General features: G+C 36.4%; 12 protein-coding genes and 1 riboswitch. Of the genes, 6 read left to right on the top strand and 6 right to left on the bottom strand.

Annotated features, from left to right (window positions below; genetic code table 11):
• Window positions 1-25: 25 nt before the first annotated feature.
• A riboswitch (purine riboswitch) is annotated at window positions 26-121 on the bottom strand.
• The 6 genes from guaC to nox all read right to left on the bottom strand — a co-directional run bounded on the left by guaC (window position 117) and on the right by nox (window position 6,502).
• Window positions 117-1,100, bottom strand: coding sequence for a GMP reductase (gene guaC, locus HMPREF1654_RS06250; RefSeq protein ID WP_003072710.1), 984 nt, complete (start codon window positions 1,098-1,100; stop codon window positions 117-119). It overlaps the preceding riboswitch by 5 nt.
• Window positions 1,101-1,359: 259 nt before the next feature.
• Window positions 1,360-2,544 carry a DUF1266 domain-containing protein gene (locus HMPREF1654_RS06255; RefSeq protein ID WP_003076992.1) on the bottom strand — a complete coding sequence of 395 codons (1,185 nt, stop codon included), beginning with the start codon at window positions 2,542-2,544 and terminating at the stop codon, window positions 1,360-1,362.
• Entirely contained in the window at window positions 2,544-3,197 is a 654-nt protein-coding gene (locus tag HMPREF1654_RS06260; RefSeq protein WP_003076748.1) for a hypothetical protein, read from the bottom strand. Before HMPREF1654_RS06260 ends, HMPREF1654_RS06255 begins: the two co-directional genes overlap by 1 nt.
• The gene (locus HMPREF1654_RS10045; protein ID WP_003076427.1) at window positions 3,158-3,325 is read right to left on the bottom strand and encodes a hypothetical protein; all 168 of its coding nucleotides are present in this window, start codon (window positions 3,323-3,325) and stop codon (window positions 3,158-3,160) included. Before HMPREF1654_RS10045 ends, HMPREF1654_RS06260 begins: the two co-directional genes overlap by 40 nt.
• A gap of 103 nt (window positions 3,326-3,428) precedes the next feature.
• Window positions 3,429-4,988 (bottom strand): ClC family H(+)/Cl(-) exchange transporter, encoded by a 1,560-nt coding sequence (locus HMPREF1654_RS06265; RefSeq protein ID WP_003072721.1) that lies wholly within the window; start codon window positions 4,986-4,988, stop codon window positions 3,429-3,431.
• 140 nt (window positions 4,989-5,128) lie between these two features.
• On the bottom strand, window positions 5,129-6,502 hold the full coding sequence (gene nox, locus HMPREF1654_RS06270) for a H2O-forming NADH oxidase (protein ID WP_003076456.1): 1,374 nt from the start codon (window positions 6,500-6,502) through the stop codon (window positions 5,129-5,131).
• A 297-nt stretch (window positions 6,503-6,799) separates the two neighbouring features.
• On the opposite strand from nox, the gene HMPREF1654_RS06275 reads away from it, so the two are divergent.
• The 6 genes from HMPREF1654_RS06275 to HMPREF1654_RS06300 all read left to right on the top strand — a co-directional run bounded on the left by HMPREF1654_RS06275 (window position 6,800) and on the right by HMPREF1654_RS06300 (window position 12,307).
• On the top strand, window positions 6,800-7,729 hold the full coding sequence (locus HMPREF1654_RS06275; RefSeq protein WP_003076731.1) for an FAD:protein FMN transferase: 930 nt from the start codon (window positions 6,800-6,802) through the stop codon (window positions 7,727-7,729).
• A gap of 19 nt (window positions 7,730-7,748) precedes the next feature.
• The gene (locus HMPREF1654_RS06280) at window positions 7,749-8,357 is read left to right on the top strand and encodes an NADPH-dependent FMN reductase (RefSeq protein WP_003072727.1); all 609 of its coding nucleotides are present in this window, start codon (window positions 7,749-7,751) and stop codon (window positions 8,355-8,357) included.
• Window positions 8,358-8,372: 15 nt separating this feature from the next.
• On the top strand, window positions 8,373-9,620 hold the full coding sequence (locus tag HMPREF1654_RS06285) for an NAD(P)H-dependent oxidoreductase (protein ID WP_003076310.1): 1,248 nt from the start codon (window positions 8,373-8,375) through the stop codon (window positions 9,618-9,620).
• Between the two features lie 149 nt (window positions 9,621-9,769).
• Window positions 9,770-10,753 carry an ABC transporter ATP-binding protein gene (locus HMPREF1654_RS06290; RefSeq protein WP_003072731.1) on the top strand — a complete coding sequence of 328 codons (984 nt, stop codon included), beginning with the start codon at window positions 9,770-9,772 and terminating at the stop codon, window positions 10,751-10,753.
• Window positions 10,746-11,525, top strand: coding sequence for an ABC transporter permease (locus HMPREF1654_RS06295; protein ID WP_003077011.1), 780 nt, complete (start codon window positions 10,746-10,748; stop codon window positions 11,523-11,525). The genes HMPREF1654_RS06290 and HMPREF1654_RS06295 overlap by 8 nt, the downstream gene beginning before the upstream one ends.
• Window positions 11,526-11,527: 2 nt before the next feature.
• Window positions 11,528-12,307 (top strand): ABC transporter permease, encoded by a 780-nt coding sequence (locus HMPREF1654_RS06300; protein ID WP_003076709.1) that lies wholly within the window; start codon window positions 11,528-11,530, stop codon window positions 12,305-12,307.
• Window positions 12,308-12,317: the final 10 nt, after the last annotated feature.

Raw genomic sequence — 12,317 nt, forward strand, 5'->3', positions numbered from 1 at the left:
AAAATTCTTTGCTCTAATTTAGCAAGAAATTTGAAGACTTACTTATTGTTAGGTATTAGGTACCTTGTAGAAACATTATGCCAAATTCATAATATAAATAAGTAATGATTCTATTATTAATGTATATCACCATTCCAAATGGAATTTTTCACAATGACATAGTCCACGTGCCTCAGACCAGCTAAATCTTTTCCACCAGCATAGGAAATAGCACTTTGTAAATCTTGCTCCATTTCAATTAACGTATCCGAAAGATGTCCTTTAACAGGTAAAAGGATTTTCTTTCCTTCCACATTTTTATAAGCGCCTTTTTGGTATTCAGAAGCAGAACCATAATATTCTTTAAACTGTTCACCATTTACTTCAACTGTTTGACCTGGACTTTCAATATGACCTGCAAAGAGAGAACCAATCATTACCATGGTAGCACCAAAGCGAATAGATTTAGCAATATCGCCATGTGTGCGAATACCACCGTCTGCAATAATCGGCTTGCGAGCAGCTTTTGCGCACCAGCGAAGAGCCGCTAGCTGCCAACCACCTGTCCCAAATCCGGTCTTCACTTTTGTGATGCAAACTTTCCCAGGGCCAATCCCAACTTTTGTGGCATCTGCTCCAGCATTTTCCAGTTCACGAACAGCTTCTGGTGTCCCAACATTCCCTGCAATCACAAAGGTATTAGGTAATTCTTTTTTTATGTGTTGAATCATTTCAATGACACTGTCTGAATGCCCATGAGCAATATCAATCGTGATATATTCTGGAGCGTCTGTTTTCAATTGACTAATGAAATCATATTCATAATCTTTCACACCAACCGAAATAGAGGCAATCAAACCTTGCTCATGCATACGTTTAACGAATGGAAGACGACTAGCTTCGTCGAAACGATGCATAATATAAAAATAACCACATTTAGCTAGTTTTTCTGCAGTATCTTCATCCAGAATTGTTTGCATATTAGCCGGAACAACAGGAAGTTTAAAGGTGTGATCTCCAAAAGTAACGGTTGTATCAGCTTCTGACCGACTTTTGAGGATACATTTATTAGGAATCAATTGAATGTCTTCATAATCAAAAATAGGAAATTCGTTCAGCATATCACTCTCCTTAAGTTGTATGCAAAAATGACCTACCTATGCTTTCGCATCGCTACGTCTTTCCTGACGTTTCCTTTGACATTATAACACAATATACATATATTACAATAAAATACAGCAAAAACTATTTTATCGTTCGGTATTTCTGAAAAAACATTAAAAAGCAACTATTTTCTTTTGTATACCACAAGAGTCACTAATCTGAATTGTAGTCGAAAATTAAAAACCAGCGATAGTAAGAATTTCTATCGCTGGAGTTTTAAAATGGATATTGTTTATAAATACTGTTTGGATTGTTTAATAATTTCATGGCAACGATCCGATTGCTCTCGAAATCGCCGCCCCATCCAAGACTTCTGCCGAGTAATACTGCAGCAAAATATTGCCTCCAATTGTGATAATGTCGCTTTGCACCGACAATAGCTTGATCGATGGCAGTCCACATTTCTTGTTCAGAAATGTATTTCGCTACGTAGGCATAACGCAGCAGATTGACCAAACGGTCATAGTTCCATGCTTTTAAAGTTTGAATCTTTCCTAAGTCTACATCGGTATATTGATAATGAGCAATGAGGTTATTGACAATATCATCGTACACAGCTTGGTCGTCTATATTGGCTTCACCAGAACGAATATCCTTCAACAATTGATCTAAACCGTTGATGAAATTGTCTGCCAGTAAGTCTGTCACAGTTTGTAAAACATCCTGTTTATTATGGATATCCCAATCTACTGCCAGCATCTCTTTTGCATCTTTAACGGAAATTCGTCCAGTTGGTAGATAGCCCAATAGGTACTCATAGGACAGGCCGTTTCTAGTAAACAGGACAGCTCCATAAGCCAATTTTGCTTTTTCTGTGTCTGTTAGCTTACGACCAGGTGTTAGATGTGTTTTACTGTAAATATAAGTAACAAGTGCAGTTCCACCAAGTGCAATAAAGAGAACAATTGTTAAACCTATCCAGTAATACCACACGTAATAATTAGCTCGATCCACTTTTAAAAGATTGACGAAAATATCGATAAATAGAGAGAATAAATCTGCTTTTGAATCTGTCTGTTGCTGAGCATAGGCCAAGGCAAGGACTTCAGACAAGTAGATAGAAAAGTAAGAAAAAACAAGTCCTACCACAAAGCCAAATCCATCCAAACTAGGCATAGGTTTGTCAAACTTTGATTTTCTTTCCTCCTTACCAACGTTCCAATAAGTTTCTGAAGAATTGTTTGTTTCTCCCTTATCAAAAATGGAAAACCAAATAATGCCTAGCCATGGAAGAAGGGCAAAAATAATCAAGTGGGGATGTACTTCGTTGGAAATTGCAAAGAAATACAATATAGCTGTCGCTGCAGCCAGTCCCAATAAGCCTCCAAGGAGAGTTAACATTTTATTTACTTTGCGACTTTTCCAGTAAAATTGCTCCTTCCATTGTTTGAAACTGAGCATTAACGACCTCCAAGGATATTAATAATATTCGTTACGACGTTTGGTTGTTCAATCATATAGTGATTTGCGAAAGTTAAAACTTTACGATCTGTTGTAGCATCAAGAATAACAATCAACCCTGCATAATCTGAAACAACTGTATACTCTGCCCATTTATACACCTCATCATCAAATATAATGCTGTCTTTATTGATTTTTACTTTGATGCCGTTCTCAATCTTTTTATCTAGACTTTTGATAGTTTTCAGTCCACCAGCACGATTTGGATTTAGAGCACGGAATTCAATAGTTTGACCGTTTTCAATTTTCTGCATATCTTGTGGTAGATTGGCAGTAACCACATCATCTTGAAGCATATCAAGACTTCTTGAAGCATATAAATGCGCATTCAATCGAATCATTTTACCGGCAGATTTGTACAGGATTCCAAGCATTTTATTTGGTGTTGTACCTGGAATAATATGATATTGAAGACCTTGATAGAGAATCTTCTCGCCATTTTTTCCAACGGTAAATCCATCTTCATAATAATAGATAGTGGGTGATATTTTTAAAATATAGAGACCAACCGAAGCGAACAACAAACAAATGAGAAAGATAGTGATGATAAGCATCATCTTGATACTGTCAGACGCACCTCGTCCATTTCCCATCCCAGAGTTCCTAAAAGTGATTTAGTAATCATAAAAGCAAAAAAAGTAAATAGGAACATATCTGCAAAAGCCATAAAAGTAAAATAGAAACTGCGCTTGGCAGTGCCTTTTGGTGTTGAAGTTGACATATTGTCCTCCTAAAGTTTTAATATAACATTTTGCTTGTTTATTAGCAAAAAATAAAATAAATCGCCACCTTATTCATTATCATCTTTTATTTAACACAATACTCTATAGTAATATGTCCTTAATTCGACCGATGTCTGATTTTTTTACAACTACATAAATCATATCTCCCAGATAAAGGCGCGTGCTACCATTCACGGTCTGATTTTTCCCATTGTGCTGTTGCATTGTAATCAAGATACCTCTTGGTAACTCCAACTCATGAACTTGCTTACCAGCTATTTTTTCAGAAACAGGGATTTCAATAAGTGTCGTCTCACTATTATCTGATAGACTATCTGGAAGCATTCTCTCTAGCATAGCTTCATACACAGGTGCTCCACCCAGTAAATCCATTACAACATATGCCACTAGAGTGACCAATCCGAGGGGCATAAGATTTCGTATATCACCAACCATCTCAGTCACCAAAATGATAGCAGTTAACGGAGCCTTCGAAATAGCACCAAAATAACCACTCATTCCTAAAATGATAAAAATTGGAAATTGCTCTTGTGTTACGAAACCTAAGTTCACACAAAGAATACCAGCAATTGCTCCTAAAAGAGAGCCTAAGGTTAAAATAGGAAGAAAAATACCACCGGGAAGACCACTACCATAGCTAATCATACTCCAGATAAAGCGAATAATGAAAAACATCACTAATGGCATCAGCCAGTAATGTTGATTAGTCAAAGAAAGAACTAGTTGATTGCCACCGCCTAAAAGCTGTGGAAGAAAATATCCTATTGGAAGGATGAAAACGAAGGCTATAATGGGATAATATTGTGGAGAAAGATTCAGATATCTCCCAATTACATCGTAAATCCGAGGCATAGCTAAAACAACTTTTTCATATAAAAAGCCAGAAAAACCAAGAAAAATTCCCAACAACAAATAAAGCCAATACTGCCCTAAACCCATCAGCGGAATATCATCTGGCATATTTAATACAGGAGTTAATCCAAAGATTATGAGCGAAACAAAATTCGCTGTCAGACTGGCCGCTAAAGACGATACCCAAAAGAAACGAGAAAAATGATGATAGACTTCTTCAATGACAAACAATAATCCTGCAATCGGGGCATTAAAAGCTGCCGCTAGTCCTGCTGCTGCTCCGCTTGCAATCAGAGATCGTTCTTCGACAGGACTTAAGTGAAGACGTCTGGCAATTCCTTTCCCTCCCATTGCTCCAAGCTGAATACTGGGGCCTTCACGCCCTAACATCAAGCCACTTGCAATAGCTAAAATGCCAAGAATGTACTTTTTCCAAAGGACACTCCACCAAGACAAGCTTATTAGCCCTTTTAGCTCTGCTTCAACTTGCGGAATTCCAGAACCTTTAATATCCCTTTCTGATTTTGTTAATTTTGCGCTTATCCAAATCACGCAAGCGTAAAATAGCAGAAGAATAAAAGGAAATAAACTAATCCGTTCAAGTCCTTGCTGATAGAAATATTGAATAATATGAAACCCTTTTTCAATTAAAAAACGAAAAGAACCAACAATTGCACCCACGAAAATCCCAACTAAAATCCCTCTTGAGACTTGCAGAATGATCGAACTAGATGTAAATGCGAATTCTTTCTTTGTATTTGATACTTCTTCTTGTGTCTGAATAGACATCGTAGCCTCCCAAATATGTTCTCTTTCTATTTTAGCATAAATTTTTCTTATTGATGGAGGTTGTTTTAGAGAATGAATTTCTAAATAAAAATCAAACCAGTTTCGTTCGAAAGCTGGTTTGTAAGTTTAATATTTTATCTCTATTTTTCAGCTGTCAGTGCTGCCATCGTAATATAATTATAAGGTTTGTTAAAGTGAGGCAGGAAGAAAATATCGGTCAAAGCCAATTTATCAATCGTCACTTTCTCTTGAATAGCAAGTGAGAAGAGATGGATGCCCATTGAAATATCTTCGTGTGATGCTATTTGTGCACCAAGGATTACACGTGTATCTTTATCGAATACAATGCGAATAGCTACTTCATGGTTATCGTGTTTGATAAATTCTGGCTTTTGAAGGTCATTAAAGCCAGTTTTGACTGCATTGTAGCCAGCAGCTTTTGCTTTTTCCAAGGTCAAACCAGTTGAAACCATTTTAAGATCGTAGATATTAATACCGTTTGAACCTTGCACACCAATTCCTTCTAACTCATGCCCTGTCGCGTTGTAGGCTCCGACAATACCTGATCGTACTGCATTAGAAGCAAGTGCAATGTAACTCATATCATCTAGAGCATTGTCATAAATTGTCGCACAGTCACCAATTGCATAAACTCCTGAAAGACTTGTTTCTTGTTTTTTATCAACAAGGAATGCGCCGTTGTGGAAAAGTTCAATTTTACCAGCGCCAAGATCTGTGTTTGGTCGGAAACCAACAGCCATAATGACCATATCTATGTCAAATGTTTCTTTATCCGTTACAATACGCTCAACTTTGTCAGAACCTTCAACTGCTTGCACGGTTTGTCCATAAGCCAATTTAATGCCATGATCTGCTAAGTTTTTACTCATCAAATCAGATAATTCACGATCGTAGTAGCCAGCAAGACAAGTATCTGCTACATCAATCAAGGTTACTTCTTTTCCGAGACGTTCGAAAGCTTCTGCCAGTTCTACACCAATATATCCAGCTCCGACAACGGCAACGCGCTTGATGCCTTCGTTGTTTCTCAATTTTTCAATCACTTCAGCAGAATTTTGATACAATTTTACAAATTGAACATTTTCCATAGTTGCTTTAAATTCACGATTGCCTTCGACAATTTCAATCCCTTTGATTGGTGGAATAATTGGTTGTGAACCTGTCGCAAAAATCAATTTTTCATAAGACTCTACATGCTTTTGCCCATTTACAAGTGCAGTCACTTCTTTTTTGTCGTAATCAACGGACAAAACAGGACTTTCCATATAAACTTTAGCACCCTTGGCTTCAAGCTTTTCTTTATCTGAATAGAACAAACCTTCTGGACCGTCAATTTGTTTTCCAATCCAAAGCGCCATTCCACATCCTAAAAAGGAAATATTGGAATTTTGATCAAACACAACAATTTCATTTTCATTTCCAAAGTTGTCAAGCATCGTATTGATACAAGCTGTGCCGGCATGATTGGCACCGATAACGACAATTTTACTCATAGAGCAATTCCTACCTTAATTTTAATTTTCTCAAACATTATAACAGAACGTGTTAGCGTTTACAATGTATTTGCTCATAAAACTGAAAAATATTACATTTATTATCACTAAAATAGAACTTTTCATGAATGATTTCATTATAAATCTCAATTTTTTAAAATTTAGAAGTTTATCTGGGGCAGCAGACAACTAATTTCATTGAAATTATCAGAAAATTTTCTACAAATAGTTTGTGAAAACGTTCTCTTCGTGTTATAATAGATTTGTATTTCAAATTTACAGAAGGAAGGTGATGTAGTGGATTTCACCTCTCGCTCCGTTCACCTAATGGGGACAACGATTTCGATTTCAATTCTTCATCATCAAGCCGACTTGTTACTTGATAAAGTTGTTCATCTTCTTTTCCTTTATGAAAAGCGCTTTAGTGCAAACGATGACACTTCTGAGTTGATGAAAATCAATCATCAAGCTGGAAAAAATTGGGTTCAGGTGCATCCAGAATTATTTGAATTAATTGAGTTGGGAAAGAAACACAGTTTAGCTCGAAAGAGTCATTTAAACATTACTATCGGTCCACTCGTTCAAACATGGCGTATTGGCTTTCCGGATGCAAAAATTCCTAGTACAGAAGAAATTAAACACTGTCTTTCTTTAATAGACCCTACTTCTATTAAGTTAGATGCTGCTTCTTCTAGTGTTTTTTTAGCAGAAAAAGGAATGAAAATTGACCTTGGTGCAGTTGCAAAAGGTTATATTGCTGATAAGGTGATTGAATTTGTGAGAAATGAAGGAGTCACTTCAGCGCTTATCAACTTAGGAGGAAATGTGCTGACTCTCGGAGGCAATCAAGTTTCTAAGCGATCTTGGAGGATTGGAATCCAACATCCTAAATTAAGGCGCGGACATAACGTGGCTATTCTTCCTATAGTGAATCAATCCGTTGTAACTTCAGGAATTTATGAACGAACCCTTGAAAAACAGGGACAATCGTATCACCATATTCTTGATAGCAAAACTGGCTATCCTGTTGAGACAGATGTTGCTAGTTTAACGATTGTATCTAATCGATCTGTCGATGGAGAAATTTGGACAACGCGGTTATTTGGTGAAACTCAAACTTCTATTTTAGAACAAGTTGAAAAAGAAGAAGAGATTGAAGCGCTAGGAATCACAAAAGATGATCAATTATTTTACACTTCTGGTTTGAAGCCAGAGCTTCTCTTTTAATGTCGGAAAGGAAATGATTATGTTAAAACTCATCGGTTTAGTTGGCACCAATTCAAAACGCTCAACTAATCGCCAGCTACTACAATATATGCAAAAACATTTTGCGGATAAAGCAGCAATTGAATTAGTGGAAATCAAGGATATCCCTCTATTCAATAAGCCTGCAGATAAAAAACTTCCAACTATTGTAATGGAAATTGCTGAAAAAATAAAAGCCGCTGACGGTGTGATTATTGGAACGCCCGAATATGACCACTCCATCCCAGCTTCGCTCATGAGCGCTCTGGCTTGGTTATCTTATGGCATTTATCCCATGATTAATAAACCTGTAATGATTACAGGCGCTTCCTACGGAACTTTGGGGTCGTCTCGCGCACAATTACAACTTCGTCAGATTTTGGATGCCCCTGAGTTAAAAGCTTCCGTTATGCCTGGCTCTGAATTTTTGTTGTCACATTCTCTGCAGGCGTTCGATAAAGAAGGTAACCTCATTGACCTAGACACCATTCAGAAATTAGATGCACTCTTTAATGATTTCCGGCTTTTTGTGAAAATTACCGAAAAATTGTCCAGTGCTCAGGAATTATTGCACAAAGAAGCTGAAAACTTTGACTGGGAAAACTTGTAAAAGGAGAATGACGTAATGAAATTTGTAGGAATTGTAGGCTCAAATGCAGGACAATCATATAATCGTAAATTATTAGAATTTATCAGAAAACATTTTAAATTAAAATTTGAATTGGAAGTCTTGGAAATTGATGAAGTTCCAATGTTTAACCAAGACGAAAAGTGGGATGAATCTTTCCAACTACGTCTCCTGTACAATAAAATCACTCGTGCGGATGGGGTCATTATCGCTACTCCTGAACATAATCATACAATTACTGCTGCTCTTAAAAGTGTACTTGAATGGCTGTCATTTGAAGTTCATCCATTTGAAAATAAACCGGTTATGATTGTAGGAGCTTCTTACTATGACCAAGGAACTTCACGTGCACAAGTACATTTACGAAAAATACTTGATGCCCCAGGTGTTAATGCTTATACTCTTCCGGGGAATGAATTTTTGCTTGGAAAAGCCAAAGAGGCCTTTGATGAAGAGGGAAACATCAGCAACGAAGGAACTGTTGCATTTCTTGAAACCTGCTTAGATAATTTTATGAAATATGTAGAGGTCGTTTCAAAATTGAAAAAACCAAAACCAATTGAACCAGAAGACTTGGATGTTACTAATCCTATTGCGACAACAATTCAAGGTATTGATCCAGACGATCCTGAATGGGTTGAAAAAGCTGCTACTATGGTTGGCGCTGTGTCAGGAGATACTTATGTAAAACTGGATCATGGTATTTTGACGGTCGATCAAATCAATATGTTTTTGAAGTCCATGCCGTTTGAACTGACTTATGCCGATGATAATAATCAATTCCTCTATTATAACAATGCGCATCAAGATCCTGATACGATGCTGGCCAAACGTGTACCATCACAATCCGGAAATCGCTTATCTACTGTTCACAATTCACTCCCAGCTAGTAGAATGAAAAACGTTGAATGGGTTGTGGGTACGTTGCGTAATGGAAATCAAGAGTATGTTCGCACTTTAATTCCAAATCCAAACTCAACGGTTTTAAATACACATAACTATCAGGCTATGTATTATCCAGATGGTTCTTACGCAGGTATTAATGAAATTGTCTTCAATTTTAGACCGTGGTTAGAATGGTACTTAGAAACGACTGGTCAACGTTTAGTTGGTGGAAACGGACCATTATTTGTTCCTACAGGAGAAAATGCGACTGCAGACACTACTTCTGGTGCTTCAGATGCAGGTAGTCACAGCGACAGTACGGGTGAAGCAGATGCTACTTCTGCTGCTTCCAGTCATTGATCTAAAAAAATCAAAGAAAAGGTTGAGCAATTTTGTCTCATCCTTTTTTCTGTACAAAAGATCATTCCACAAGATTCACTTGCGCATATTTCGTGAACTTGCTATAATAATGAATATGCGCAAACGTTTTCTGCCACAAGGAGATAATGATGATTGAAGCAAATCAATTATATAAGACATATAGTATTGTCGAGAAAGAATTAGGCCTTAAAGGTTCTATCAAAGCCTTTTTTCACCCTAAGAAAAAACAAATTCACGCTGTACAGAATATTTCATTAACGGTTCAAAAAGGTGAAATTGTTGGTTATATTGGTTCGAATGGAAGCGGAAAGTCCACGACTATAAAAATGCTGACAGGTGTTCTTTATCCAGATCGAGGTAGTGTTAAAATTAATGGACTTACCCCACAGAAACATCGTACAGCAGTCAATAAGCAAATTGGCGTTTTGTTTGGACAAAAATCACATTTACGTTGGGATATTCCTGTACTGGAATCTTTTATTTTGCATGCGAAAATCTATGACGTTCCTGATAAAGTTTTTGAGGAACGCTTGGAGCAATTAATTGACCTGTTGCAGCTAGGAGATTTTATTCACCAGCCTGTTCGTAATCTTTCGCTCGGGCAACGAGTTCGCTGCGAATTTGCTGCTATATTCATTCATCAACCTGCCGTTGTTTTCTTGGATGAACCTACAATCGGTCTTGATGCCAGCGTAAAAGAAACAATTCGTTCTTTTATTCGTTTTATGAATATGGAACATCAGACAACTTTTCTCATTACGTCTCATGATATGCAAGATATTGAATCACTCTGTGGACGAATTTTTATCATTGATAAGGGCAAAAAGGTTTATGATGGAAGTCTGACGAAATTAAGAGAAAAGTTTTCAACAGTTAAAACCATTTCTTTCAAAACGCAAACGCCAATAGAAGAGCTATTCCAAATCAATGGTTTTCGTTTTGAGAAAATTGACTCTTATCATTTCAATATTCATTATCAGACAGATATTTATACTAATGCCCAAGTTATTAATCAGATTTTTGATCATTATTCAATCGAAGACCTAGCTATCAAAGAATTGACAATTGAAAATATCGTCAAACAAATTTATGAGGAGGGGCTTGATGAGTAAATATATTCATATCACACGCTTAGCTCTTATTACGCAACTTCAATATAAATCTTTCTTTGTTGCAACTCTGATTCGTACTTTCATACAAGTTCTTGTCTCTATTTTTGTTTGGAAAACCATTTTTTTCACCCAATCTCACGTTAATGGTTATACTTTAGAAACGTTCACTACCTATATTATATTTGCAAATCTACTAGGAAATCTAAATAGTTTTAGTATTGGACGGGATCTATCTCTGATGATTGTAGATGGGAATATTACTGGCGAGCTACTTTATCCTTACTCTTTAATTACTTCGCTCTTTTTCCAAGACTTTGCTGTCAAAATTGTTGAAATTGTTAAATTCATTCCAATTTTATTAGTTATCCCTTTGCTTCAAGGACAGTTTTATCTTCCAAATTGGCAGACAGGATTGCTTTTCTTATTTTCTAGTTTATTAGGAATGTTTATTATCCTCTTACTAGATTTAGGATTTAGTTTAACCGCCTTTTTCACGGCAAATACATGGGGAATATTGATTCTCAGAAATGGCCTTTTTTCACTCGCTTCTGGAGCGCTTTTGCCACTAAGTTTTTATCCAGAAAATATTGCAAACATTTTGAAACTATTACCTTACAGCTTTGCTGTTAATTTTCCGGTCAATATCCTTTTGAGAAGACAGGTTAATTTTGAGCTTTTCTGGATTCAGTTGGCTTGGATTCCGATACTTTCAGCTTTTATTGCTCTACTTTGGTACCAAGCTAAACGTCGTTTAGTCATTTTAGGAGGTTGAAGATGAAATACATCAGCATTTATTTTTATAACCTCAAAGCTTACTTGATTGCTAGTATGTCTTATAGGATGGACTTCTTTATTGGACTTATTTCTTCTTTGATTGAACAGATTGTTTATTTAATCTTTTTAAATGTATTATTTGCAAATATCAAGAAAATTGCCGGATTCAACTATGGACAAATGCTATTTATTTATGGAATGGCAACTATCGGACGTTCAGTTCACCTGATTTTCTTTGACAATCTTTGGATGTTTGGAAGCCGCTATATTCGCAAAGGTGAGTTTGAACGCCTACTTATCATGCCCATCAATCCTCTTTTTCAGCTAATTTGTGAACGCGTGCAGCTACAAGGATTTGGTACAACACTGATGGGAGCTATTGCAACTTATCAATCCTATCATTTACTCGGACTGCATTGGAACATTTTTCATCTACTTCTCTTTGTCTTTATCTGTATTTGTATTGGTTTACTCTATGCTGCTATTCAATTAGGACCTACTGCTCTTGCTTTTTGGATTGTCGAATCTTTCCCTATCACAATGGGGATTTTCTCCCTCAATCAAATGGCACAATACCCTATCAAAATTTACCCAACCTTTATCCAATTGATACTAATTTTTGTATTTCCTTATGCTTTTACTTCTTTTTTTCCAGCTCTTTATTTTTTAAATCTAGGCTGGATTGGTTTGCTACTTCCTTTAGTCCTACTTGTTATTTTTACTATCAACTACGCTCTATTCAAATACGGCATGAAAAAATTCTCCAGTGTTGGGAATTAAATATTAAAAA

This window comes from Streptococcus intermedius SK54 = ATCC 27335 (assembly GCF_000413475.1).
GTDB classification, from domain to species: domain Bacteria; phylum Bacillota; class Bacilli; order Lactobacillales; family Streptococcaceae; genus Streptococcus; species Streptococcus intermedius.

Bases quoted from the DNA above. Each gene is read 5' to 3' on its own strand.
- guaC (WP_003072710.1), bottom strand. From the start codon at position 1,100: ATGCTGAACGAATTTCCTATTTTTGATTATGAAGACATTCAATTGATT.
- HMPREF1654_RS06255 (WP_003076992.1), bottom strand. From the start codon at position 2,544: ATGCTCAGTTTCAAACAATGGAAGGAGCAATTTTACTGGAAAAGTCGC.
- HMPREF1654_RS06260 (WP_003076748.1), bottom strand. From the start codon at position 3,197: ATGGGAAATGGACGAGGTGCGTCTGACAGTATCAAGATGATGCTTATC.
- HMPREF1654_RS10045 (WP_003076427.1), bottom strand. From the start codon at position 3,325: ATGTCAACTTCAACACCAAAAGGCACTGCCAAGCGCAGTTTCTATTTT.
- HMPREF1654_RS06265 (WP_003072721.1), bottom strand. From the start codon at position 4,988: ATGTCTATTCAGACACAAGAAGAAGTATCAAATACAAAGAAAGAATTC.
- nox (WP_003076456.1), bottom strand. From the start codon at position 6,502: ATGAGTAAAATTGTCGTTATCGGTGCCAATCATGCCGGCACAGCTTGT.
- HMPREF1654_RS06280 (WP_003072727.1), top strand. From the start codon at position 7,749: ATGTTAAAACTCATCGGTTTAGTTGGCACCAATTCAAAACGCTCAACT.
- HMPREF1654_RS06285 (WP_003076310.1), top strand. From the start codon at position 8,373: ATGAAATTTGTAGGAATTGTAGGCTCAAATGCAGGACAATCATATAAT.
- HMPREF1654_RS06290 (WP_003072731.1), top strand. From the start codon at position 9,770: ATGATTGAAGCAAATCAATTATATAAGACATATAGTATTGTCGAGAAA.
- HMPREF1654_RS06295 (WP_003077011.1), top strand. From the start codon at position 10,746: ATGAGTAAATATATTCATATCACACGCTTAGCTCTTATTACGCAACTT.
- HMPREF1654_RS06300 (WP_003076709.1), top strand. From the start codon at position 11,528: ATGAAATACATCAGCATTTATTTTTATAACCTCAAAGCTTACTTGATT.